The sequence below is a fragment of the Ramlibacter agri genome, from assembly GCF_012927085.1.
GTDB lineage: Bacteria > Pseudomonadota > Gammaproteobacteria > Burkholderiales > Burkholderiaceae_C > Ramlibacter > Ramlibacter agri.
The window spans coordinates 647,250-668,984 of sequence record NZ_JABBFX010000003.1 but is presented as its reverse complement, the minus strand read 5'-3'; the positions used below and the strand labels follow the sequence as shown (position 1 = coordinate 668,984).

Here is a 21,735-nt window from a genome sequence, read left to right as displayed (position 1 = left end):
TCATGCGTTTCGAAGGCGAATTCACCGTCCCCGGCGCGGCCGCGGATGTATTGGCCGCCTTTGCCGACGTCGAACGCATGGTGCCCTGCATGCCGGGTGCCAGCGTCGACGGCCGCGACGCCGAAGGCAACTGGCTCGGCTCCATGGTCGTGGCTTTCGGGCCCAAGAAGATCCGCTTCAAGGGCAAGATCCGCAACGCCGTCGACCTGCCGGCGCGGCGCGGCACGCTGGACGTGCGCGGCGCGGCGGACATGCGCATGGCCGCACCGGCCGAAGTGCACGTGCAGTACGCGGTTGCGCCTGATGCTGCGGGCGGCAGCCGCGTCACGCTGGTGTCCGACGCCGAACTCGGTGGCGTGCTGGCCGACTTCGCACGCACGGGTGGCGTCGCCGTGACGCAGGCATTGATGGAGATGTTCGCGAAGAAGCTTGCCGAGCAATTCAGCAGTGCAGCGCCTGAAGTTGTCCCCGCAGCGGCCGCCGTCGTGCCATCCGATCCCGCCCCGGCCGCCCTGTCCGCCGGACAGCTGCTCTGGCTGGTCATCAAGGGCTTCTTCACGAGAACCAAAAGGAGACAGGCATGAAGTTGAGGGCAGCACTGCTGCTTGCCACGGTCCTGGGCGCCGCGCACGCCCAGGACTATCCTTCGAAGCCGATCCACCTGGTGGTCGGCTACGCGCCCGGCGGCGCCTGGGACATCCTCGCGCGCCAGCTGCAGCCCAGGCTGACCGAAGCGCTGGGCCAGCCGGTGATCGTGGAGAACAAGGCCGGCGCCAACGGCATCATCGGCAGCGACTACGTCGCGAAGGCGGCGCCCGACGGCTACACGCTGCTGCTCGCCGGCCTCACGCCGCTGGTGCTGAACAGCCTGACCTATCCCAAGCTGCCCTACAACGCGACCAGCAGCTTCGTCGGCATCTCCACCATCGCGACCACGCCGATCCTGTTCGTCGTGAAGCCGGACGTGCCGGCGAAGACGCTGCCCGAACTGGTTGCCGCATCCAGGGCCAAGCCGGACAGCCTGACCTTCGCCACCGTCGGCACCGGCGGCTCGACCCGCGTGGTGTTCGAGCTGTTCAAGCGCAGTTCCGGCGCCGAGGTGCGCTACATCCCCTACAAGGCGGTCGCGCAAGGCATGACGGAGCTGCTGGCCGGCATGGTCGACGCGATGGCGATCGACCTGCCGGTGCTCTACCCGCGCGTGAAGGACGGCAAGCTGCGCGCGATCGCCATCACCAGCGAGAAGCGCAACCCGCTGCTGCCCGACGTGCCGACTGCGGCGGAGCAAGGCCTGCCAGCGCTCACCGCCGGCAACTGGTACGCACTGCTGGCACCGGCGAAGACGCCGCGGCCCGTCGTCGACAAGCTGCACGCGGCGCTGACCCGCGTGCTGACGCAGACGGACTTGAAGGACCAGTTGCTGGCCGGTGGCGTGGAGCCCATGGCCGGCACGCCCGAAAGCTACAACGCCTTCCTCGCCGCCGAACTTGCCCGCTGGGGCAAGGTGGTGAAGGAAGCCCACATCGAGTCGGAGTGAACCCCATGCAGTTCTCGCGCAGATCCCTGCTCGCGGCCGCCGCCGCGCCCGCGCTGTCCGCCCTGCCCCTGCTCGCCCGCGCGCAGTACCCGGACCATCCCGTGCGCTTCGTCGTGCCCTACAGCCCCGGCGGCCCGGCGAGCACGCTGGCGCGCTACCTCAGCGTGAAGCTGCAGCAGTCCACCGGCCAGCCCTTCGTCATCGAGAACAAGCCGGGCGCGGGCCTCACCATCGGCGCGCAGGCCGTGGCCACCGCGCCGGCCGACGGCTACACGCTGCTCGTGAACGCCTCGTCGATGTACGTGCCGACCAGCTTCGGCGGCCGCACGCCGGCGGACAACCTGAAGGATTTCGCGCCGGTCACCATCGTCGGCAGCTTCCCGCTGCTGCTGGTGGTCAGCGGCAGCCTGCCGGTGAAGAGCGTGCCGGAACTCATCGCCTACGCCAAGGCGAACCCCGGCAAGCTCTCCTACGGCAGTTCCGGCAACGGCAGCCTGACGCACCTGGCCGCCGCGCTGTTCGCGCACACGGCCGGCGTCGAGATGCTGCACGTGCCTTACCGCGGCATCACCGAAGCATTGGTCGACGTCTCGGCCGGGCGCGTGCAGCTGGCTTTCGGCGGCCTGCCCACGACGCTGCCGCTCACCACCACCGGCAAGATGCGGCCGCTCGCCGTCACGAGCCTGCAGCGCACGGCCGCCGCGCCGCAGATTCCTGCCGTCGCCGAAGGCGGGCTGCCTGGCTACGAAGTGAACCCCTGGTACGGCGTCGTCGCACCGGCCGGCACGCCCGCGCCCGTGCTGGCGCGCCTGCACCAGGAAGTCAGCACCGTGATGCAGGCGCCCGAAGTGCGCGAGCAATGGAAGACCTGGGGCGCCGACCCCAGCACGAGCAAGACGCCCGAGGACTTCGCCGCCCTGATGCAGAAGGAGAATGCGAAGTGGACGGCCTTCGTCAAGCAAAGCGGCATCAAGCTCGAGTGATGCCATCCCGATTTTTTCCCCCTGAAGTAGAGAACCATGAGCACCCCTGAACTGAAGCTGGACCCCAAGACCACCGCCCTCGTCCTCATCGACCTGCAGAACGGCATCGTCGCGATGAAGACCGAACCCAACCCCAGCAGCCAGGTCGTCGCCCACGCGAAGAAGCTGGCCCAGGCCTTCCGCGCCGCGCAGGCGCCGGTGGTGCTGGTCACGGTCGGCAGCTCCGCCGACGGCAAGGACGCGCTGGCTCCCAAGCTGGACACCGCCGCGCCCGCCCCGGCGAATCGTCCCGCCGACTGGTCGCAGGTGGTCGCGGACCTGGACGCGCAGCCGTCCGACCTGCGCGTGATGAAGCGCCAGTGGGGCGCCTTCTACGGTACCGACCTGGACCTGCAGCTGCGCCGCCGCGGCATCAAGACCATCGTGCTGGCCGGCATCTCCACCAACGTGGGTGTCGAGTCGACCGCACGCGACGCCTTCGAGCGCGGCTACGACCAGGTGTTCGCGACGGACGCGATGACGGCGACCTCGGCCGAGGCGCACGCCAACACGCTGAAGTACACCTTCCCGCGCATCGGCCGCCAGCGCACGACCGAGGAAGTGATCGCCGCGCTCGGTTGAGCGCAGGGAAAGCTGGGGTCGGCTCGCGCCGAACCCAGCCTAGACGTTTCCTTCGAGCTGGGTGCCGGCCCGCTGGATCACGCCGGCCCAGCGCTTCGCTTCGCGGGCGAGGAAGTCGTTGGTCTCCTGCGGCGTGGAGGTCATCACCTCCGCGCCCGCTTCGGTGAGGCGGGCACGCAGCTCGGGCGCGCGGATCACCTGGATCAGCGCCGCCGACAGCTTCTCCGCGTTGGCCTTGGGCATCGAAGCGGGAATGGCCACGCCCTGGTAGGTGCCCGATTCGAAGTCCTTCACGCCCTGCTCCGCGATCGTCGGCACGTTGGGCAGCAGCGCGGTGCGCGTGCGCTTGGACACGCCGATCACCTTCAGCCGGCCGCTCTGCACCATCGGCATGGTGGCGAGCATGCCGTTCAGGCACAGCTGCGTGTTGCCGGCCATCGTGTCGGACAGCGCCGCGGCGCCGCCGCGGAAGGGCACGTGCTGCCACTTGAGGCCGCTGTTCAAGGCGATGTCGACCACGCCGAGGTGGTTGGCCGAGCCCGAGCCGGCGGAGGACACGTTCATCGGCCGGGTCTTCGACAGGGCGACCAGCTCCTTCATGTTGGCGGCCTGCACCGAAGGGTTCGCCACCAGCAGGTGCGGCGAATAGGCGAGCAGGGTCGCGCCCTTCAGGTCCGCCTGCTTGTACGGCATCTCCTTGGTCACCAGCGGGCTGATCGCCAGCGAGCTCATGTCGGTGAGCATGATGGTGTGTTCGTCGGTCGCCGTCACCGTGGCCTGCGCCGCGATGATGCCGTTGGCGCCGGTCTTGTTCTCGATGATGACGGTGGTGCCGAGCAATTCGCCGAGCGGCTTGCTGATCAGGCGCGCGATGACGTCCGAGGTGCCACCCGGCGCGAAGGGGATCAGGATCTTCAGCGGCTTGGTGGGCCAGGCGCCGGCGGCGAATGCGGGATTGGCGACCAGCGCGGCGGAACTGGCTTGCAGGAAGGTGCGGCGGCTCAGGCTCATGTTGTCTCCTCGAATGGATTCATTGCACGACGTTCTGCAGGGGCTGCCCGGTGCGCAGGCGCTCGATGTTGCGGGCCATGAAGGCATAGCGCCGCGCCAGGAGTCCGTGCGTCCAGCCCGAGATGTGCGGCGTGCAGCGCGCATTCGGCAGCGTGTGGAAAGGAAGCGAGGCCGGCGCCAGTTCCTGCTGGCCGGCCGCCGGATAGTGGTACCAGACGTCGAGCACGGCGCGGCCGATGCGGCCAGCCTGCAGCGCGTCGAACAAGGGCTGTTCCTGCACCAGCGGCGCGCGGCCCACGTTGATCAACAGCGCGTCCGGCTTCATCGCCGCGAGCTCGCGCTCGCCGAGCATGCCGCGGGTTTGCTCGTTGAGCGGGCAGCACAGCACGAGAACATCAACCTGCGGCAGCAGGCTCGCTAGCTCGCTCACCGGGTGGACGGCGTCGGCGCCCTCTTCCGGCAGCGCGCGCCGCGTCACCGCCGTCACATGCAGGCCCAGCGCGCGCAGGCGCGCCGCCGTGGCGCGGCCGATGGCGCCGAAGCCGACGATCGCGGCCCGCTTGCCGAGCGCCTCGTCGTGGAAGGGGCGCTCGAGGTAGGCGCGCGGCCAGTGCGCCGCATCCATGGGCGGCGTCGGTTGCTGGAAGATGGCCTGCTCCAGGACTGCGTGGCAGACGAACTCGGCGATCGGGATCTCGTGCTCGTAGACGTTGCAGACGCGGGTGTCCTTCGGGATCGCAGCAAGTGCGATCGCGTCCATGCCCGCGCCCGGTGCCTGCAGCAGCTGGCACCGCAGCCGGCTCGCTTCGTCGGCGCTCAGGCGCGTCGTGACGAGGACGTCAGTCTCCATGGGGCCGGTGGCGGGCAACGAAGTGATGCCTTCGACGCGGAAGGCGTCGCCCAGCAGCTTCTGCAGCAGCGGCACGTAAGGCACGTGCTGGCCGGCGACGGTGACTTTCATCGTGCCTTCCCGCTGGTGCGGATGGTGGCGTCGGCGCGCTGCTTCACGGCCGGCTGCAGGCGCGTGCCCAGGCCCGCTTCGGTCGGCGCCAGCGCCATGCCTTCGCGGATGACGGGCAGGTCCGTGACGAGGTCGCGGTACCAGGTGCTGAGCGTCGCCCGCACCACCTCCTGGAAGATCGCGGTGGGTGCATGCAGCGCGAGATGCAGGCCCGCCATCAAGGTGACGGGACCGGTGCAGTCGTGCGGTGCCAGCGGCTTCGCATAGGACTCCGCCAGTGCAGCGATCTTGCGGCCTTCGGTGAGGCCGCCGCACCAGGCCAGGTCCAGCATCACCATGTCGACGGCGTCAGCGGCCAGCAGGTTGCGGAAGGGCACGGTGCCGGCCAGGGTCTCGCTGCCGCAGATGGGCGTGCGCGTCTGGCGGCGCAGGTCGGCGAGCGACTGCGCGTCGTCCATCTTGGCAATCGGGTCCTCGGCCCAGAACACGCCCACGTCTTCCAGCGCGCGGCAGATGCGCGCCGCGGCGTGGCTGCTCCACAGGCTGTGCAGCTCGCACATCACTTCCATGCGGTCGCCGACGGCGCGCCGCACTTTCTGGAAGGGCTCGAGGCCGGCCTTCAGGTCGGCCAGCGAGATCATGTGGCCGCCGGTGGCCGTGGCGTAGTCGTCGAAGGGCCAGATCTTCATGGCCGTATAGCCTTCGGACAGCAGGCTCTCGGCCAGCGCGCCGGCGTCGCGCATGAAGGCGACCTGGTCGTCGTAGGGGCCCACGCTGGCTTCGCTGCCGATCGAGCGGCGCACGCCGCCGCTGGTGTTGTACGCGTAGCCGGCGCAGGTGTTGTAGGTGCGGACGCTCTCGCGCATGCCGCCGCCCAGGGCCACGTAGACCGGCTCGCCCTGGCGCTGGCCCGCCAGGTCCCACAGCGCGAGGTCGACCGCGCTGGCCGCGCGCACTTCGGCGCTGGCGCTGTGGAAGCCGAGGTAAGGCGTCAGCAGCTGGCGCGACACGGCTTCGATGTGGCGGGCATCGCGCCCGAGCAGCCAGGGCGCGACCGTCTCGTGCAGCACGGCCTCCACGGCCTGCGCACCGCGGAAGGATTCACCCAGGCCGGTGCGGCCGTCTTCGGTTTCGAGCTCCACCCAGATGAGGTTGGGACGTTCGGCGATGCGGATGGTCCGCAGGGCGGTGACTTTGGCCATGGCGCCATGTTCGGAGGCGCGCGACGACCTGTCAACGAAGTTTGCAACTTGTCAAACAAGCGGATTAGGATGGCAGCCATGCCTGCCGCCAGCCTCAGTGACCACGTCCACGAACAGATCCTCGAGCTGATCGCGCGCGAAGGGCTGGAGCCGCACACGCGCCTTCCCAGCGAGATGGAACTCGGCGAGCGCTGCGGCGCTTCGCGCCCGGTGGTGCGGCAGGCGCTGGCGCGGCTGCGCGCCGACGGCCGCGTCTATGCGCGCCAGGGCGCGGGCAACTTCGTCGGCGAGCAGCCGCCGCTGTCGGACATCACTTTCGGCTCGCTGCAGAACATCGCGGACATCCGCGCGCTGCTGGATTTCCGCTGCGTGCTGGAAGGCGAGACGGCCGCGCGTGCGGCGCAGTGCCAGGACCGGCACCTGCTGCACGCGATCACGGCCAAGCGCCGCCTGTTCGACGCAGCGCTCGCGCAGGGCCGGCCCGCGATCGACGAGGACATCGCCTTCCACCGCGCCATCGCGGAGGCGGGCGGCAACCGCTTCTTCGTGCTGACGATGGCGGCGCTGGAGGAGCAGTTCCGCTACGCCGTGCGACTGGTGCGCGAACTGTCGCCGCTGCCGAAACGGGATCGCGCGCGCGACGTGCGCGAGGAGCATCGCGCCATCGACGAGGCCATCGCCGCCGGCGACCCGAAGGCCGCGCGCGAGGCGATGAACCGCCATTTGCGCGGGGGGATGGCGCGCTTGTTCGGGAGCTGAAGGCCTACTTCAACAGGGCGCCGGCGATCTCCGCGACGCGCCGCACATGCATTTCCGCCGCATCCTGCGCGGCCTGGGCGTCGCGCTTGCGCAGGGCTTTCAGGATGCGCTCCATCTCCGCCGCCGCTTCCTTCTGGCGGCCGGGCGAGCCGATGGTCATCAGCCGCAGGCGGTTGATGCGCGCATTGAGCGAGCGCACGATGTCCCAGGCCATGCCGAGGCCGGCGCCGGCGAACAGCGCTTCGTAGAAAGCCGTCGTGTGCAGCACCACGGCGGGATGGTCGCCCGCCTGGAAGGCATCCTGGATCGCCGCATTGACCGCCACCAGGTTCTTCAGTGCCGCCGCATCGGCGCGCTCGGCGAACAGGCGTGCGGCCCGGCCTTCCAGCAGCGCGCGGATCTCGTAGACCTGCGCCGCCTGTTCCGCGCTGAGCGTCGCCACCACCGGCCCCTGGTGCGGGATAGCCTCCACCAGGCCCTCGGCCTCCAGGTGCCGCAGCACCTCGCGCACGATCGAGCGGCTCACATCGAGCTGCTCGCACAGGCTGCGCTCCACCAGCCGCTCGCCCGGCTTGAAATGGCCGTCCAGGATGGCCGCCCGCATCTTCTCGAGCGACAGCTCGCGCAGCGTCTTGGCGCTGCGGTCGATCTTGAGCGAAGGGGCGGTGGCTACGGTCATGGCGCAGCGATTATTGCTTGCCGGCCAGGAAGTTCCGCAAGGCGCCGTTCACCTCCAGCGGATGCGTCACGTTCATCATGTGGCGCGCGCGGGGCAGCACCACGGCTTGCGCGCGTGGCGCCAGCCGTGCCATCGCCTGCGACATCGCGGGGCTGGAGTTCGCATCCAGCTCGCCGGTGAGGAACAGCGCCGGCATCGCCAGGCCGGCCAGCCGCTCTTCATGGATGCGGTCGGACGACGCGAACAGCTCGTAGGTGCGCGCGTAGCCCACCGGGTTCACCTCCCGCAGCAGGCGGCCCACCAAGTCCGCGGATTCACGCAGTGGCGCCGGCACCGGGTTGCCGAACCAGCGCTCCAGGGTGGGCGCGATGGTGGCGGCGGCGCCTTCCTGGCCCAGCGCGGCGGCGCGTGCCTGCACGGCGGCGCGCTGTTCCGGCGTGCGCTGGAACACCGCGTTGACCGCGGCGACGCGCAGCGTGCGTTCCGGGCAAGCCAGTGCGAATTCCAGGGCGACCAGCGCGCCCATCGAGTGGCCGACGACGTTGGCCTGCGCGATGCCCAAGTGGTCCAGCAGCGCTTCGAGCTGGCGCGCATAGTCGGCCAAGGTCACGCCCTCGGGCGGAACATCACTGCTGCCATGCCCCAGCATGTCGTAGCTCACGACCTGGCACTCGCGCGCCAGCGCCTCGGCCTGCTGCGCCCACACGGCGCGCGCCATGCCCACGCCGTGCACCAGCACGACCGGCTCGCCGCGCCCTTGCACCGTGTAGGCGGTCGGGCCGGCCTTGCCGGTGCGGGTCTCCTCAGGCTTCATTGCTGCCCAGGTCCTTCAGGTCCTGGTAACGGTCGCCGATGCGGTGGTGCGGACGGCCACCGATGGAGGCGGCGAGCGCCACCACGATCTCGTCGGGCGCCGGCGCGTCATTGATCGCGAACTGCAGCGTGAGGTAGTGCGAGCGCATGCCCTCGTCGCCCTTGTGCATCATCGGGATCGAGATGGCGCAGCCGGGGCCACCGCGCACGTTCGTGAAGCTCAGGTAGCTCTTGGCACCCACCGCGCGGCGGAAGTGGTTGCCGAAGCGCAGCGTGTGGATCAGCGCGGAAGCGTGCTCGATCTCGCCCGCGGTGCCGACGACGGCGGCCTTGCCGTAGCCTTCGACCGCGTCGCCGGAACCGGCCATCGCGATGATGCGCGCGGTCAGTTCCTCGCCCAGCTGCGGGGCAATGGCGTGGATCTCGGGCTTGAGATCCTCGACGAAGCCCCGGCCGGCCCAGGGGTTGCGCAGCACTGCCGCCACCGCGAACATCTTCAGCGGCTGCGCCGCGGCCTTGCCGCCCTCGATGAGGGTCTCTTCGTAGTGGTGGACGATCTTGCGGATCTGCGGGTTCATCTTGCTGTCCTGGCTCATTCGACGGTGATGTGCGCGGCCTTCACCACGGCACGGTATTTCTCGAGTTCGGTTTCCATGTACTGGTGCAGCGCTTCGGCGGAACCGCCATGGGCGCTCAGGCCCAGCTCCGCGAGGCGCTTGCGCACCGCGGCGTCGGCCAGCACCTGCTGCGTCGCCGCCTGCAGCTTCTGCACCACCGCGGGCGGCGTCTTCGCCGGCACGAACAGGCCGAACCAGACGCCGAGGTCGAAACCCTCGAGACCGGGCACCTGGCCCAGGGCCGGGATCTCTGGCGCCAGCTCGGACGGCTTGGCGGCGGTGACGGCAAAGGCCTTCAGGCGGCCGGACTTGATGTGCGGCTGCGCGGCGCTCAGCGTGGAGACCGCGAGGTCCACGGTGCCGGCCATCACGTCGACCAGGGCGGGGCCGGCGCCGCGATAGGGCACGTGTGTCATGTCGATCTTGGTGCGCATCTTCAGCAGTTCGCCCGCCACGTTCATCGGCGTGCCGTTGCCGGCCGACGCGTAGCTCAGCGCGCCGGGCTTGCTGCGCGCGAGCGCCAGCAGTTCCTTGACGTTGTTCGCCGGCAGGTTGGGCCGGCCGACCAGCACCATGGGCCCGGTGGCCAGGAAGGCGATGGGCACCAGGTCCTTCATGCCGTCGTAGGGCAGCGCGGGGTTGATCACCTTGTTGATCAGGACCTCGGAGCCGGAGCCCACCAGCACCGTGTAGCCATCGGGCGCGGCGCGCACGACCTTCTGCGTGCCGACGACGCCGCCGGCACCGCCGACGTTGTCGGCCGCGATGGCCTGGCCGAGCTTTTCGCCCAGCAGCGGGCCGATGGCGCGCGCCACGTTGTCCGAGCTGCCGCCGGGCGCGAAGGGCACGACCATCGTGATGGCGTGTTCGGGATAGGCGGCCGAGGCGGCGGCCGCGACGAACAGGGCGCCGGCGGCCAGCACGCGCGCCAGGCGGGAAAGGGCTTGCATCGATGTCTCCGATTTGAGGTAGCTGAGATGATGGTATACCAACATACAGCCTACCGCAAATCAGGGGAATGCGACAATCCGGCTTCCATGCGCAAGACCTCCCTTCCCCGCCGGGCCTTCGCCCGCCTCGCCATTGCCTGCGGCCTGGCCGCCGCCCTCGCCGCTCCCGCCTACGCTGCCTGGCCCGACCGGCCCATCAAGTTCGTCGTGCCCTTCCCCGCCGGCCAGGCCACGGACATCTTTGCCCGCGCGCTGGCCGAGCAGCTGGGCAAGCGCCTCGGCCAGCCGGTCATCGTCGACAACCGCGCCGGCGCCGGCAGCAACATCGGCACCGAGTACGTCGTGCATTCCGCGCCGGATGGCTACACGCTGCTGGTGGCGGGCAGCGCGATGGCGGTGAACCAGACGCTGTATTCCAAGGTGCCCTTCGATCCCACGAAGGACCTGGTGGGCATCTCGCTGATCGCCAAGGTGCCGCTGGTCTTCCTGGCCACGCCCGCTTCCGGCATCAAGTCGATGCAGCAGCTGGCCGCGCGGGCCCGCAACCATCCGGGCGAACTGAATTACGCCAGCGCCGGCATCGGCGGCACGCAGCACCTGTCAGGCGAGCTGTTCAAGTCCATGGCCGGCGTGTTCATCACGCACATCCCCTACAAGGGCAGTGGCCCGGCGCAGGCCGACTTCCTTGGCAACCAGGTGCCGCTGATGGTGGACTCGGTGACGGCGGCGCTGCCGCACATCCAGGCCGGCCGCGCGGTGCCGCTGGCCGTGACCTCGGCAAAGCGCTCGGGCCAGCTGCCCAACGTGCCGACGGTCGCCGAATCGGGCGTCAAGGGCACGGCGGGCTTCGAGGCGGTGGGCTGGCTGGGCCTGATGGCGCCGCGCGGCACGCCACCGGAGCTGGTGACGCGCCTGCAGCACGAGGTCAACGACATCCTGCGCTCCGAGAGCATGGCGAAGTTCATCCGCGAGCGCGGCTCCGAACCCGCCCCCACCACCGGCCCCGAGTTCGACGCCTTCGTCGCCTCGGAGATCAAGAAGTGGGGCACCGTGGTGAAGATTTCGGGCGCGAAGGCGGAATAGGAGCTACCACCCCAGCCCGAAGCGCAGGACCAGCATCACCCCCGTCCCCGTGACGATGGTGGTGAGCAGGTCCTGCCGCCAGACGTAGAAGGCCAGGCCGGTGGCCGCGCCGAACAGGCGGGCGTCGCGCCAGGTGTGGATCAGGTGGCCTTGCGTCATCACGATTTCGGGCGCCACCACCGCCATCAGCGCCGCGATCGGCGCATAGCGCAGGCCTTCCTGCAGCCAGCGCGGCATCGGCAGGTCCTCTTTCGGCAAGAGGAAGAAGCAGCGGCAAAGCTGCGTCACCGCCGCCATGCCAAGGATGGTGAAGAAGATCTCGGTATTGCTCATGCCGCTTCCGGCTTCCTGGCGTGGTGCGCCAGCACGCCGATGGCGACGGCCGCGGCGATAGCCACCACGATGTTCATGCGCAAGGGCAGCGCATAGGCCGCGACCGCCGCGCAACCGGCCACGCCGGCCGCCACCCAGGTGGAGCGGTTGCGCAACTGGCTGCACGTCAGCGCCAGCAGCGCCATGGTGCCGGCGAAGCCGATGCCCCACTCCTGCGGGATCGCGTGGCCCGCGAGGATGCCCGTGATCACCGCCGCCTGCCAGCAGCCCCAGTTGATGATGGCCGCGCCCCAGAAGAAGTCCACCTGCCCCGGCTCGCGCTTCGGCTCGGGGTAGCGCCGCAGGAAGATGCCGAAGATGGTGTCCCCCATGAAGTAGCTGAGGACCACGCGTCGGCTGCGCGGCAGGTGCGCGAAGTACGGCCGGTACTGGAAGCTGTAGACGAGGAAGCGCAGGTTGACGCAGGCCACGGTGGCCCACACCACCCACATCGGCGCGTCGGACGAAATGAGGGGCAGCGCCGCCAGCTGCGAGGAACCGGCCGAGACCAGCACCGACATCATGATGGCGAGCGGCAGCGAGATGCCACCCTTGGCGATGGCGACGCCGGCGACGACGCCCCAGGCCGAGATGCCGATGGACAAGGGGAGGCAGGTGCGGAACCCCTCCCGGAACAAAGGGCGGCGCATCCTTGCCACCGCCCTGCGCCGCATGTGCGCGAAAGACATCGACCTCCCCGGTATGAACCTCCATTGTCCACGAGGACGGGAGGCCGGGGAGGCGCAGGGTTGCTCAGGCCCCCGGTTCGGGCGCGGCCTGCGCCAGCGGCGCGTTCTCCGCCCGCTCCTTGCGCGTCTTCATGAAGAAGCTGACCAGCTGCCAGACGATGAACAGCGCGACCAGTCCGAGCAGCGAGCCGCTGATCGGGCGCTGCACGAAGATGCCGAAGCCGCCGCGCGACAGCAGCAGGGTCCGGCGGAAGTTCTCTTCCAGCATCGGGCCCAGGATGAAGCCCAGCATCAGCGGCGCGGCGTCGAGGTCCAGGCGCATCATCAGGTAGCCGATGGTGCCGAACACCGCGGTGATGAAGATGTCGTCCAGGTTGTTGTTGACCGAATACGTGCCGATGCAGCAGAAGAACAGGATGCAGGGGAACAGCACGTTGTACGGCACCTTGAACACCGACAGCCAGTAGCGCACCAGCGGCACGTTCAGGACCACCAGGAACACGTTGCCGATCCACATGGAGGCGACCAGGCCCCAGAACAGGTCCGGGTGGCTCGCGATCATGTTCGGGCCGGGCTGGATGCCCTTGATGATGAACGCAGCCATCATCAGCGCCATCACGGCGTTCTCCGGGATGCCGATGGACATCAGCGGAATGAACGACGTGCGGGCCGCGGCTTCGTCGGCGGCAGCGAAGCCGGCCACGCCTTCAATGGCGCCGGAGCCGATCTCGTGGCGGTACTTGGAGACCTTGCGCTCCAGGGCATAGGCCGCGAACTGCGCGATCACCGTGCCGCCGCCGGGCAGAATGCCCATGAAAGAACCCACGGCGGAGCCGCGCAGCGCGCTGGGGATGATGCGCTTGAACTCGGGCCACGAGGGCATGAGCTTGATCGTGCCGTTGAATGGCGAACGTTCGCTCTTTTCGTCCAGGTTCTTGGTGATTTCAGCGATGCCGAAGCAGCCGAGCGCGATGCTCACGATGCCGATGCCGTCCGCCAGGAAAGGCAGGTCCATCGTAAAGCGCTGCACGCCGGAGTTCACGTCGGTGCCGATCTGGCCCAGCAGCACCCCGATCAGGCACATGGCGAAGCCATTGAGCAGCGAGCCCGTGGTCACGAAGGACACGCAGACGAAGCCCACCAGCATCAGCGCGCAGTAATCCGCGGGGCCGAACAGGAAGGCGACTTCACCCAGCATCGGCGCGAACCAGGCCAGCACGATGATGGCCACGGTGCCGCCGATGAAGCTGGAGATGCCGGCCGTGAACAGCGCCAGGCCGGTCCGCCCCTTCAATGTCAATGCGTAGCCGTCGATGCACGCCACGATCGAGCTCGCGTGCGGGATCTTCATGGTGATCGCCGACACCGAGTCGCCGTACTGGGCGCCGTAGTAGATGCCGGCCAGCATGATCAGCGCGCCGCCGGTGTCGATGGAGTACGTCAGCGGCAGCAGGATCGAGATCGTCGCCAGCGGGCCCAGGCCGGGCAGCAGGCCGACCAGCGTACCCACCACGCAGCCGATCGCGCAGTACATCAGGTTGTGGATCGTCAGGGCGTGCGAGAACCCGAACGCGAGATTGTGGAAGACTTCCATCGTCAGGTCAGTACAGCGGGAGGTTCATGCCCAGCACGCGGGCGAAGAAGAAGGCCATGAGGACCAGGCCGATGCTGATCTTGACGTTGCGCTTCCAGGAGTAGGTGGTCCCGGCGATGGTCGCCAGGAACACCATCACGACGATGCCGACGATCATGTTGACGAACATCGAGACCACGGCGAAGGCGCAGAGGCTGCCGATGATCACGGAGATGTTCTTGAAGTGCAGGTCGATCGGGACCTTCTTGACGAAGCGCGAGCGGACCACGATCGCCACGCCGACGAGGAGCAGCACGGCGCTCACCATGGCGGGGAACAGGCCCGGGCCGGCCCGGCTGAAGTCGCCCATCTGGTATTTGAGCGATGAAAGCCCAAATGCCAGCGATACCGCCATGAGGTACAGGCCCCTGACGAGGTTACGGTCATTCACAGGTGAGTCTCCTTGGCGCGGTCTTACTGCCTTCCGCGCGGCACAGATAGATTTGCTCAAAACTATATCCTGGAAATGTATCTTTTGGAATACCCCCTGACCCGGGGTCAGGCCGCGTCGTGGAAGATGAGGCCTAAAGTGCTGCGCTGGCCGGCGCGCACGCGGCTGACGCCGTGCCGGGTGTTCACGCGGTAGGGCCCGCGCGTGCCCTGCACGGGGCGGTGGTGCACGGCGAACACGGCGGCATCGCCGCGGCGCAGCGGCACCACCAGCGGCCGCGACTGCATGCGCGGGCGCTGCTCGACCAGCACGAACTCGCCGCCCTCGAAGTCCTGGCCGGGCTCGGACAGCAAGGTGACCACCTGCAGCGGGAAGACGAGCTCCCCGTACAGGTCCTGGTGCAGGCAGTTGTAGTCGCCGGGGCCATAGCGCAGCAGCAGCGGCGTCGGGCGCAGCTGGCCAGCCGCGTGGCAGCGCTCCAGGTACCCGGCGTGGGTGGCGGGATAGCGCGTCTCGACGCCCATGGCCGCGTTCCAGCGATTGGCAATGGGGGCGAGGCGCGTGTAAAGCGCGGACCGCAGCGCCGGCAGCGGGTCCGGCAAGGGATAGCCGAAATACTTGTACTCGCCCTGGCCGAAGCCGTGGCGGGCCATCACGACCTTGCTGCGGAAGGTGCCGGCGGGGGCGGCGTCGTAGAGGGTGGCGAGCGCGCGGCAGTGCTCAGCGGAAAGCAGCTGCGGCAGGACGGCGACGCCGTCGCGGTCCAGGGAAGATTCGTCGAGTTGGGGCAGGTCCAGCGTCATCGGCCCAGCGTAGCGCCGCGTTGCGCGGCGGGCTGGCCGGATCCGGACCCACGGGCGGAAATGAGCGCGGCGCGAGCCCGGCTTGACGCCAGGCCCGCGCCGTGCGCGGGAGACAAGGAGGGATCGGGCTTAAGGCCCTGGCTCAGGTACCCGTAGCGAGGTTGCCCATGGCGAAGACGGAGACGGGAATGCGTTCAGCCAGCTGTTCGGCGCTGTGCGTCATCCAGCTGCGCTTCTTCAGTTCCTCCAGCTTGGCTTTTCGCTCCTGTTCCAGCTCTTTGGCGGTCAGGTGGGCGGCATCCTCGATCAGGAGGTCCAGTTCTTCGACTTCAGGGGCCTGTACTACTGCGTTTTTCGACATGGGCGGCATTGTCCAATACCCTGACAGAAAATGCCCGAAACTTCTGGAGATCACCTACGGGAGCGGCCGGGGGGCTTGACAGCGCCCGCGACCACCGTCCCATGTTTTTTCCGCTGGCTTTCAGGGAAAAGCCGGCACGTCCGGTTCGGTGCCTTCCAGGTGGGCTTCGGGGTGCTGGGCCCGCAGGCGGTCCTCGATCTCCTTCACCCGCCACATCAGGGAGTCGACCATCAGCAGGATCTTGCCGTCCTCGATCTCCTTCTGGAAGCGCTGCAGGCGCTTGCTGGGCGTGGAAACGCCGATCATGGTGGACGTCCAGACGCCGAAAACGGCGCCCCCGGCGGCCAGGCCGGCGGCGATGCCCCATTGCGGCTCGTAGCCCGTGATCGGGTAATGCACGGCCACCAGGGCGCCCAGCAGGCCCCCCACCGAGGCCCCGATGATCAGGCCCATTTCCGCCGAGCGCACGACGTCGGATGTCTGCAACACGTTGGCTTCGTGCAGGCCGCGCATGTCGGTGCCCTCGCGCGCCACGAAATGCATGTGGCGGTACTCGACGCGGGCCAGCAGGAGGTCGTTCATCGTCGCCCGCGCGCTCTCCACGTCGGGCAGCAGCCAATAGATCCGGGAATGCATGGTCGACCTCCAGTTTCAATGCTTGGCGGCCACCGGCGGCGGCGCCTTTTCCTGCGGGGAGAAGAAAGCGCCCCGCGTCAGGAAGGTGTAATCGGCCTCCAGCGCGCCGATGGCCACCAGCGTGACCAGCAGCAGCGGCGGGACGATGATCGCGTACATGAGCGCCAGGCGCTCCCACATCATGTGCATGAAGACGGCGACGATCAGCCCGGCCTTCAGCAGCATGAAGACGATGATGAGCGTCCAGCGCAACATGCCCTGCACGTGGAAGTAGTCGACCAGGTAGGACGCCGTGCTCAGCACGAACAGCAGGCCCCAGATCTTGAAGTAGATGCCCAGCGGATGCTGCTGGCCCTTGGCGTGCGCTTCCGGCTCGCTGGCGGGCGCCAGCCCGGGGGCGTGTTCGACGTGTTCCATGCTGGCCTCACCAGAGGTAGAAGAAGGCGAAGATGAAGACCCAGACCAGGTCCACGAAGTGCCAGTACAGGCCCAGGATCTCGACGATCTCGTAGTTGCCCTTGCGCCCGGTCAGGAAGCCGGGGCGCTCGTGGTCCAGGTCGCCGCGGATCACCTTGGTCGCGACGATGCACAGGAAGATCACGCCGATGGTCACGTGCGTGCCGTGGAAGCCGGTGATCATGAAGAAGGCCGAGCCGAACTGCGGCGCGCCCCAGGGGTTGCCCCAGGGCCGCACGCCTTCCAGGATCAGCTTGGTCCACTCGAAGGCCTGCATGCTGACGAAGGTGGCGCCCAGCGCCGCGGTGGCCAGCAGCAGGCCGAAGGTCTTCTGCCGGTCCTTGCGGTAGCCGAAGTTGACGGCCAGCGCCATCGTGCCACTGCTCGTGATCAGCACGAAGGTCATGATCGCGATCAGCAGCAGCGGCACCTCGCGGCCGAACACCGTCAGGCCGAACACCTCGCTCGGGTTCGGCCACGGCTGCGTGGTCGACATGCGCACCGTCATGTACGAGATGAGGAAGCTGCCGAAGATGAAGGTGTCGCTCAGCAGGAAGATCCACATCATCGGCTTGCCCCAGGGCACGTCCTTGAACATGCGCTGGTCCGAGGCCGCGTCGGAAACGACGCTTTGCCAGCCTTCGCGGCCAGGGAGTGTTCCGGTGTGGTTCGCCATTTCGGGGGCTCCTCACAAGGTGGCCGACGAGCAGATCGCCAGCCCGAGGTCGTTGGACACGAGCAGCGTGTAAAGCACCACCCACACGGCGAGCAGGTAGTGCCAGTAGGTCCGGCAAAGCTCCACGGCCAGCCGCGTGCGCGCCGGGTCGCCGCCACGCCAGGCCCGCAGCGAGGCCCGGGCCCAGGCGACCAGGCCGCCCAGCACGTGCAGGCCGTGGATGGCGGTGAACAGGAAGAAGAAGGCGGTGGCGGCGTCGGTGCTGACGAAGTAGCCGGCTTCACGCAGCTGCTTCCACACGACCAGTTGGCCGGCGACGAAGGCGATGGTCAGCAGGCCGCTCGCGCTCAGGCCGCTTTGCACGCGGGCGGCGTCGCCGCGCTTGGCCGCGCGCACCGTCCACTCCATCGCCACGCTGGCGCCGGCCAGGAAGGCCGTGTTCAGCAGCAGCAGGCGCGGCCGCGGCAGCGGCGTCCAGTCGGCCAGGCCCAGGCGCATGCTGTAGGAGCTGACGAACAGCACGAACAGCGAACTGGCGACGCACAGGAAGATCCACAGTGCCATCTTGGCCGGCGACGGAATGGGCGGCACGGCCGCGCCCTCGGGCAAGGCCACCCAGGGCTGCACGTGCAGGCTCTGCCGGAACAGCCACCAGACGATGGCGAACATCAGCAGCGACAGGAAGACCAGGCCGATGGTCATGCCGGCAGGCCCCCGTTGGCCAGCGGCTGGTCCACCTTCACCCAGGCTTCGGCGCCCACCTCGGACGGCGGCACGTTCTGCGGGATGTAGTCGACCTTCACGCCCGGCACGCCGTAGTCGTAGGGCCAGCGGTACACGGCCGGCAGCTCCGCGCCGAAGTTGCCGTGCCTGGGCGGCGTCTCCGGCGTCTGCCATTCCAGCGTCGTCGCGCCCCAGGGGTTCGGCCCCGAGGGCCGGCCGCGGAAGTAGCTGTGGGCCAGGTTGAACAGGAACACCATCTGCGCGGCACCCACCACGAAGGCCGCCAGCGAGATCCAGGCATTGAGCAGGTGCGCCGACTCGGGGATGAAGCTGGTGCCGCCGATCGCGAAGTAGCGCCGCGGGATGCCCATGAAGCCCAGGTAGTGCATCGGGTAGAAGATGGCGTAGGTCCCGATGAAGGTCACCCAGAAATGCAGCTTGCCCATGCCGTCATCGAGCATCCGCCCGGTGATCTTGGGGTACCAGTGGTAGATGGCGCCGAACACCACGAGCACCGGCGCAATGCCCATCACCATGTGGAAGTGCGCGACGACGAACATGGTGTCCGACAGCGGCAGGTCCACCACCACGTTGCCGAGGAACAGGCCCGACAGGCCGCCGTTGACGAAGGTGAAGATGAACGCGATGGCGAACAGCATCGGCACCGTGAAGTGGATGTTGCCCTTGTAGAGCGTGAGCACCCAGTTGTAGACCTTGATGGCCGTCGGGATCGCGATCAGCAAGGTCGTGGTGGCGAAGAAGAAGCCGAAGTACGGGTTCATGCCGCTCACGTACATGTGGTGCGCCCACACGATGAAGCTGAGCCCCGCGATGATCAGGATGGCCCACACCATCTGCCGGTAGCCGAAGATGTTCTTGCGCGCGTGGGTGGAGACCAGGTCGGACACGATGCCGAAGGCCGGCAGCGCCACGATGTACACCTCGGGGTGGCCGAAGAACCAGAACAGGTGCTGGAACAGCAGCGGGTTGCCGCCCGAGTAGTTCAGCTGCTGGCCCTTGGACACCAGCGCCGGCATGAAGAAGCTGGTGCCCAAGGTCTGGTCCAGGAACATCATGATGGCGCTGACGAACAAGGCCGGAAAGGCCAGCAGCGCCAGCACCGTCGCCGTGAAGATGCCCCACACCGTCAGCGGCAGCCGCATCAGCGTCATGCCGCGGGTGCGGGCCTGCAGCACCGTCACCACGTAGTTCAGGCCGCCCATGGTGAAGCCGATGACGAACACCCCGAGCGAGACCAGCATCAGCAGGATGCCCCAGTTCGCGCCCGGCGTGCCGTCCAGGATGGCCTGCGGCGGATAGAGGGTCCAGCCGGCGCCGGTGGGGCCGCCCGGCACGAAGAAGCTCGCCACCAGCAGCAGCACCGCCAGCAGGTACACCCAGTAGCTGACCATGTTGACGTACGGGAACACCATGTCCCGCGCGCCCACCATCAGCGGGATCAGGTAGTTGCCGAAGCCGCCCAGGAACAGCGCGGTGAGCAGGTAGATCACCATGATCATCCCGTGCATGCTCACCAGCTGCAGGTAGACGCTGGGCGTCACGAAGCCGGCGTGGCTGGGAAACCCGAGCTGCAGGCGCATCAACCACGAGAACACCAGCGCCACCAGCCCGATCGCCATGGCCGTCAACCCGTACTGGATGGCGATGACCTTGGCGTCCTGGCTCCAGACGTACTTGCCGATGAAGGTTTTCGGGTGGTAGAGGTGGACTTCCGCCACCTCCGCGGGCGGTGCGAAATCCGACTCGTCGTGCGCAACGTGGGTGACAGCCATGCAGCCTCCGCTCGGATCAACGCGAGTTGATGTACGCCAGGACGTTGCCGATGTCGGCATCGTCGTTCAACATCCCGGCGACCAATGCCATCTGGTTTCCATAGGGGTCCTGCGGGTGCGCGCCGCGCACGCCATCGCGGAAATTCTTCAGCTGCCTGGCCATGTACCAGTCGCTCATGCCGTGCAGGCGCGGCGCATGCGTCGCCGCGATGCCCGCGCCGTTGGCGCCGTGGCAGGCCGCGCAGGTGGCGAACTGGCGCGCGCCGCTGGCGATGTCGCCCTTCAGCGTCGGCGCCACCGGTGTATCCGGCAGGGTGGCGATGTAGGCCACCACGTTGGCGATGGCCGTGTCGTCCGGCAAGGTGGCGGCCATCGGCGCCATCATCTTGCCGAAGGTGTCCTTGTCCTGCGTGCCGCGCATGCCGGCCTTGAAGTGCTGCAGTTGCCTTTCCAGGTACCAGGCGCCCTGCCCGCTCAGCTTGGGCGCGTTCAGCGCCACGTTGCCCTCGCCGCCGGCGCCGTGGCAGGCGGCGCAGGTGGCGTACAGCGTCTTGCCCACCGCGGCATCGCCGGCCACGTGGGTGCGCAGGCTCGCATAGGTGGGCTGCTTGTCCAGCCAGGCGGAATAGGCCGCGGGTTCGTCCACCACCATCTTGCCGCGCATCGCGTAGTGGCCGACGCCGCATAGTTCTTCGCACAGGATGTCGTAGGTGCCGGCCTTGGTGGGCGTGAACCACACGTAGGTGACCAGGCCGGGGACCATGTCCATCTTGACGCGGATCTCGGCCACCGCGAAGTCGTGCAAGACGTCCTTGGACCGCAGCAGCAGCTTGACCGGCTTGCCCAGGGGCACGTGCAGTTCGGGCGTGGCCAGCAGCACGTCGTCGGCGCCGTTCGGGTCGGCCGGGTTCATGCCGAAGGGGTTGTCGTCGGTGACGTAGCGCGAGTTGACGGTCCCCAGCTTGCCGTCCTTGCCGGGCAGCCGGTAGGCCCAGTTCCATTGCTGCGCCACCACTTCCACCGCCTGCGCGTCCTGCGGCGCCTGCACGACGTCCGCCCACACGTAGAGGCCCGGCGCCAGCATGGCCGCGACGCCGACGGCCGTCACCACCAGCAGCCAGCCTTCCAGCTTCTTGTTCTCCGGCTGGTAGGCGGCCCGGCCGCCCGGGCGAGCGCGGTATTGGATGAGCGACCAGGCCATGAACAGGCTGACCGCCACGAACACGAAGCCGGTCACCCAGAAGGTGATGGCGATCGTGGTGTCGATCGCGTGCCAGTTGGACGCGATCGGTGTGAAGTACCAGGGGCTCAGGAAGTGGAACAGCACCGACCCGAGCGCGAGCACGATCAAGGTGACGGCAAGGGCCATGGTCAGCCTTCCGTCTCGGTTCTCTTGAGCCTCCAGTAAAGCAACGCCGCCACGACCCCGAACAACACGTGGGCGGCAAACGTTTCGGGTCCCTGCATTTCGACCAGCCAGGGGAAGAAGCCCAGGCCGACCAGCAGGTCGAAGTTCACCAGGTAGAGGGCCATGCCCAGGATGCCGCCCGCGGCAGCCGCGGTGCCCGGGCTGCCGTCGGCCCGGAACTGCGCCATGATGGCCGCCATGATCAGGCCGAACGCGATGCCCAGCACGTAGTGCACGGCCAGCGCCACGCCGACGACGGCGGTGCTGAAAGCGTAGCCCGTGGCCCGGTAAGTGGCGTCGCCGATGAAGATCGGCGCGATCATGTGCGATGTTCGCCAGGGGCCCTCAGGGCTGAAGAGACTGGACCACAGCAGGTCCAGCACCATCAGCACGGCCCCGGCCGCCAGGCCGGAAACTGCAGCGGCGGTCCAGTCCACTGCCCGCCATTTCCACGAATGCGATCCGACGAGAGTGTCCATGTGACCTCCCAAGGTTCGCGAGGCGAATTGTGCAAAAACCCGCTGGCTCGCCTCGTGCCGAGACAGCGGCAGGTTTTTGTACAACTTAAGCGCGGTCAA

General features: G+C 68.3%; 26 protein-coding genes. 6 read left to right on the top strand and 20 right to left on the bottom strand.

The genetic code is table 11. The annotated features are described in order from the left end of the window. Window positions 1-2 precede the first annotated feature (2 nt). Genes HHL11_RS27700 through HHL11_RS27685 form a run of 4 tightly spaced genes read left to right on the top strand, consistent with a single transcriptional unit; the run spans window position 3 to window position 3,141 of the window. Window positions 3-584 (top strand): SRPBCC domain-containing protein, encoded by a 582-nt coding sequence (locus HHL11_RS27700; RefSeq protein ID WP_169421833.1) that lies wholly within the window; start codon window positions 3-5, stop codon window positions 582-584. Continuing rightward, on the top strand, window positions 581-1,537 hold the full coding sequence (locus HHL11_RS27695) for a Bug family tripartite tricarboxylate transporter substrate binding protein (protein ID WP_169421832.1): 957 nt from the start codon (window positions 581-583) through the stop codon (window positions 1,535-1,537). The genes HHL11_RS27700 and HHL11_RS27695 overlap by 4 nt, the downstream gene beginning before the upstream one ends. A gap of 5 nt (window positions 1,538-1,542) precedes the next feature. Further along, complete coding sequence (locus HHL11_RS27690) at window positions 1,543-2,520, top strand: tripartite tricarboxylate transporter substrate binding protein (RefSeq protein WP_169421831.1); 978 nt, start codon at window positions 1,543-1,545, stop codon at window positions 2,518-2,520. Window positions 2,521-2,556: 36 nt separating this feature from the next. Beyond that, window positions 2,557-3,141: a hydrolase gene (locus HHL11_RS27685; protein WP_169421830.1), complete on the top strand. Its 585-nt coding sequence runs from the start codon at window positions 2,557-2,559 to the stop codon at window positions 3,139-3,141. A 39-nt stretch (window positions 3,142-3,180) separates the two neighbouring features. On the opposite strand, the gene HHL11_RS27680 is transcribed toward HHL11_RS27685, so the two are convergent. The 3 genes from HHL11_RS27680 to HHL11_RS27670 are packed head-to-tail and all read right to left on the bottom strand — an operon-like array spanning window position 3,181 to window position 6,315. Then, a complete protein-coding gene (locus HHL11_RS27680; RefSeq protein WP_169421829.1) occupies window positions 3,181-4,152 on the bottom strand; it encodes a Bug family tripartite tricarboxylate transporter substrate binding protein in 972 nt (323 codons plus the stop codon). Between the two features lie 19 nt (window positions 4,153-4,171). Then, entirely contained in the window at window positions 4,172-5,113 is a 942-nt protein-coding gene (locus HHL11_RS27675) for a 2-hydroxyacid dehydrogenase (RefSeq protein WP_169421828.1), read from the bottom strand. Next, window positions 5,110-6,315: a mandelate racemase/muconate lactonizing enzyme family protein gene (locus HHL11_RS27670; RefSeq protein ID WP_169421827.1), complete on the bottom strand. Its 1,206-nt coding sequence runs from the start codon at window positions 6,313-6,315 to the stop codon at window positions 5,110-5,112. Before HHL11_RS27670 ends, HHL11_RS27675 begins: the two co-directional genes overlap by 4 nt. Window positions 6,316-6,393: 78 nt before the next feature. On the opposite strand from HHL11_RS27670, the gene HHL11_RS27665 reads away from it, so the two are divergent. Continuing rightward, window positions 6,394-7,074, top strand: coding sequence for a FadR/GntR family transcriptional regulator (locus HHL11_RS27665; RefSeq protein ID WP_169421826.1), 681 nt, complete (start codon window positions 6,394-6,396; stop codon window positions 7,072-7,074). A gap of 4 nt (window positions 7,075-7,078) precedes the next feature. On the opposite strand, the gene HHL11_RS27660 is transcribed toward HHL11_RS27665, so the two are convergent. The 4 genes from HHL11_RS27660 to HHL11_RS27645 are packed head-to-tail and all read right to left on the bottom strand — an operon-like array spanning window position 7,079 to window position 10,133. Next, window positions 7,079-7,753, bottom strand: coding sequence for a GntR family transcriptional regulator (locus tag HHL11_RS27660; RefSeq protein WP_169421825.1), 675 nt, complete (start codon window positions 7,751-7,753; stop codon window positions 7,079-7,081). 10 nt (window positions 7,754-7,763) lie between these two features. Then, complete coding sequence (locus tag HHL11_RS27655) at window positions 7,764-8,567, bottom strand: alpha/beta fold hydrolase (RefSeq protein ID WP_169421824.1); 804 nt, start codon at window positions 8,565-8,567, stop codon at window positions 7,764-7,766. Beyond that, window positions 8,557-9,144 (bottom strand): amino acid synthesis family protein, encoded by a 588-nt coding sequence (locus tag HHL11_RS27650; protein WP_169422309.1) that lies wholly within the window; start codon window positions 9,142-9,144, stop codon window positions 8,557-8,559. Before HHL11_RS27650 ends, HHL11_RS27655 begins: the two co-directional genes overlap by 11 nt. 14 nt (window positions 9,145-9,158) lie before the next feature. Then, a complete protein-coding gene (locus tag HHL11_RS27645) occupies window positions 9,159-10,133 on the bottom strand; it encodes a Bug family tripartite tricarboxylate transporter substrate binding protein (protein ID WP_169421823.1) in 975 nt (324 codons plus the stop codon). Between the two features lie 87 nt (window positions 10,134-10,220). On the opposite strand from HHL11_RS27645, the gene HHL11_RS27640 reads away from it, so the two are divergent. Further along, a complete protein-coding gene (locus HHL11_RS27640) occupies window positions 10,221-11,216 on the top strand; it encodes a tripartite tricarboxylate transporter substrate binding protein (protein ID WP_169421822.1) in 996 nt (331 codons plus the stop codon). A gap of 3 nt (window positions 11,217-11,219) precedes the next feature. Here HHL11_RS27640 and HHL11_RS27635 read toward each other — a convergent pair whose 3' ends face one another. From HHL11_RS27635 to HHL11_RS27575, 13 genes are all read right to left on the bottom strand, one after another. Then, entirely contained in the window at window positions 11,220-11,549 is a 330-nt protein-coding gene (locus tag HHL11_RS27635; protein WP_169421821.1) for an AzlD domain-containing protein, read from the bottom strand. After that, the gene (locus HHL11_RS27630; RefSeq protein WP_240980445.1) at window positions 11,546-12,193 is read right to left on the bottom strand and encodes an AzlC family ABC transporter permease; all 648 of its coding nucleotides are present in this window, start codon (window positions 12,191-12,193) and stop codon (window positions 11,546-11,548) included. Before HHL11_RS27630 ends, HHL11_RS27635 begins: the two co-directional genes overlap by 4 nt. Window positions 12,194-12,341: 148 nt before the next feature. Beyond that, complete coding sequence (locus HHL11_RS27625; protein ID WP_169421819.1) at window positions 12,342-13,871, bottom strand: tripartite tricarboxylate transporter permease; 1,530 nt, start codon at window positions 13,869-13,871, stop codon at window positions 12,342-12,344. Window positions 13,872-13,878: 7 nt separating this feature from the next. Continuing rightward, window positions 13,879-14,301 (bottom strand): tripartite tricarboxylate transporter TctB family protein, encoded by a 423-nt coding sequence (locus HHL11_RS27620; protein ID WP_342593294.1) that lies wholly within the window; start codon window positions 14,299-14,301, stop codon window positions 13,879-13,881. A gap of 107 nt (window positions 14,302-14,408) precedes the next feature. Further along, window positions 14,409-15,104 (bottom strand): 2OG-Fe(II) oxygenase, encoded by a 696-nt coding sequence (locus HHL11_RS27615; protein WP_169421818.1) that lies wholly within the window; start codon window positions 15,102-15,104, stop codon window positions 14,409-14,411. 142 nt (window positions 15,105-15,246) lie between these two features. Then, window positions 15,247-15,465, bottom strand: a complete 219-nt coding sequence (locus tag HHL11_RS27610; protein WP_169421817.1) for a hypothetical protein — start codon at window positions 15,463-15,465, stop codon at window positions 15,247-15,249. Between the two features lie 120 nt (window positions 15,466-15,585). Next, the gene (locus HHL11_RS27605; protein ID WP_169421816.1) at window positions 15,586-16,101 is read right to left on the bottom strand and encodes a DUF1269 domain-containing protein; all 516 of its coding nucleotides are present in this window, start codon (window positions 16,099-16,101) and stop codon (window positions 15,586-15,588) included. A gap of 15 nt (window positions 16,102-16,116) precedes the next feature. Further along, window positions 16,117-16,518 (bottom strand): cytochrome C oxidase subunit IV family protein, encoded by a 402-nt coding sequence (locus tag HHL11_RS27600; RefSeq protein ID WP_169421815.1) that lies wholly within the window; start codon window positions 16,516-16,518, stop codon window positions 16,117-16,119. A gap of 7 nt (window positions 16,519-16,525) precedes the next feature. Further along, the gene (locus HHL11_RS27595; RefSeq protein WP_169421814.1) at window positions 16,526-17,233 is read right to left on the bottom strand and encodes a heme-copper oxidase subunit III family protein; all 708 of its coding nucleotides are present in this window, start codon (window positions 17,231-17,233) and stop codon (window positions 16,526-16,528) included. 12 nt (window positions 17,234-17,245) lie between these two features. Next, a complete protein-coding gene (locus HHL11_RS27590; RefSeq protein WP_169421813.1) occupies window positions 17,246-17,935 on the bottom strand; it encodes a cytochrome c oxidase subunit 3 in 690 nt (229 codons plus the stop codon). Beyond that, window positions 17,932-19,749 (bottom strand): cytochrome c oxidase subunit I, encoded by a 1,818-nt coding sequence (locus HHL11_RS27585; protein ID WP_169421812.1) that lies wholly within the window; start codon window positions 19,747-19,749, stop codon window positions 17,932-17,934. The genes HHL11_RS27590 and HHL11_RS27585 overlap by 4 nt, the downstream gene beginning before the upstream one ends. 16 nt (window positions 19,750-19,765) lie before the next feature. Next, the gene (locus HHL11_RS27580) at window positions 19,766-21,118 is read right to left on the bottom strand and encodes a c-type cytochrome (RefSeq protein WP_169421811.1); all 1,353 of its coding nucleotides are present in this window, start codon (window positions 21,116-21,118) and stop codon (window positions 19,766-19,768) included. Between the two features lie 2 nt (window positions 21,119-21,120). Further along, window positions 21,121-21,636, bottom strand: a complete 516-nt coding sequence (locus HHL11_RS27575; RefSeq protein ID WP_169421810.1) for a hypothetical protein — start codon at window positions 21,634-21,636, stop codon at window positions 21,121-21,123. Between the last annotated feature and the right edge of the window lie 99 nt (window positions 21,637-21,735).

Coding starts and splice junctions, on each gene's coding strand:
- HHL11_RS27660 (WP_169421825.1), bottom strand. CDS start 7,753: ATGACCGTAGCCACCGCCCCTTCGCTCAAGATCGACCGCAGCGCCAAG.
- HHL11_RS27685 (WP_169421830.1), top strand. CDS start 2,557: ATGAGCACCCCTGAACTGAAGCTGGACCCCAAGACCACCGCCCTCGTC.
- HHL11_RS27670 (WP_169421827.1), bottom strand. CDS start 6,315: ATGGCCAAAGTCACCGCCCTGCGGACCATCCGCATCGCCGAACGTCCC.
- HHL11_RS27625 (WP_169421819.1), bottom strand. CDS start 13,871: ATGGAAGTCTTCCACAATCTCGCGTTCGGGTTCTCGCACGCCCTGACG.
- HHL11_RS27690 (WP_169421831.1), top strand. CDS start 1,543: ATGCAGTTCTCGCGCAGATCCCTGCTCGCGGCCGCCGCCGCGCCCGCG.
- HHL11_RS27585 (WP_169421812.1), bottom strand. CDS start 19,749: ATGGCTGTCACCCACGTTGCGCACGACGAGTCGGATTTCGCACCGCCC.
- HHL11_RS27635 (WP_169421821.1), bottom strand. CDS start 11,549: ATGAGCAATACCGAGATCTTCTTCACCATCCTTGGCATGGCGGCGGTG.
- HHL11_RS27695 (WP_169421832.1), top strand. CDS start 581: ATGAAGTTGAGGGCAGCACTGCTGCTTGCCACGGTCCTGGGCGCCGCG.
- HHL11_RS27655 (WP_169421824.1), bottom strand. CDS start 8,567: ATGAAGCCTGAGGAGACCCGCACCGGCAAGGCCGGCCCGACCGCCTAC.
- HHL11_RS27665 (WP_169421826.1), top strand. CDS start 6,394: ATGCCTGCCGCCAGCCTCAGTGACCACGTCCACGAACAGATCCTCGAG.
- HHL11_RS27650 (WP_169422309.1), bottom strand. CDS start 9,144: ATGAACCCGCAGATCCGCAAGATCGTCCACCACTACGAAGAGACCCTC.
- HHL11_RS27610 (WP_169421817.1), bottom strand. CDS start 15,465: ATGTCGAAAAACGCAGTAGTACAGGCCCCTGAAGTCGAAGAACTGGAC.
- HHL11_RS27580 (WP_169421811.1), bottom strand. CDS start 21,118: ATGGCCCTTGCCGTCACCTTGATCGTGCTCGCGCTCGGGTCGGTGCTG.
- HHL11_RS27595 (WP_169421814.1), bottom strand. CDS start 17,233: ATGGCGAACCACACCGGAACACTCCCTGGCCGCGAAGGCTGGCAAAGC.
- HHL11_RS27675 (WP_169421828.1), bottom strand. CDS start 5,113: ATGAAAGTCACCGTCGCCGGCCAGCACGTGCCTTACGTGCCGCTGCTG.
- HHL11_RS27645 (WP_169421823.1), bottom strand. CDS start 10,133: ATGCAAGCCCTTTCCCGCCTGGCGCGCGTGCTGGCCGCCGGCGCCCTG.
- HHL11_RS27700 (WP_169421833.1), top strand. CDS start 3: ATGCGTTTCGAAGGCGAATTCACCGTCCCCGGCGCGGCCGCGGATGTA.
- HHL11_RS27600 (WP_169421815.1), bottom strand. CDS start 16,518: ATGGAACACGTCGAACACGCCCCCGGGCTGGCGCCCGCCAGCGAGCCG.
- HHL11_RS27680 (WP_169421829.1), bottom strand. CDS start 4,152: ATGAGCCTGAGCCGCCGCACCTTCCTGCAAGCCAGTTCCGCCGCGCTG.
- HHL11_RS27575 (WP_169421810.1), bottom strand. CDS start 21,636: ATGGACACTCTCGTCGGATCGCATTCGTGGAAATGGCGGGCAGTGGAC.
- HHL11_RS27605 (WP_169421816.1), bottom strand. CDS start 16,101: ATGCATTCCCGGATCTATTGGCTGCTGCCCGACGTGGAGAGCGCGCGG.
- HHL11_RS27615 (WP_169421818.1), bottom strand. CDS start 15,104: ATGACGCTGGACCTGCCCCAACTCGACGAATCTTCCCTGGACCGCGAC.
- HHL11_RS27590 (WP_169421813.1), bottom strand. CDS start 17,935: ATGACCATCGGCCTGGTCTTCCTGTCGCTGCTGATGTTCGCCATCGTC.
- HHL11_RS27640 (WP_169421822.1), top strand. CDS start 10,221: ATGCGCAAGACCTCCCTTCCCCGCCGGGCCTTCGCCCGCCTCGCCATT.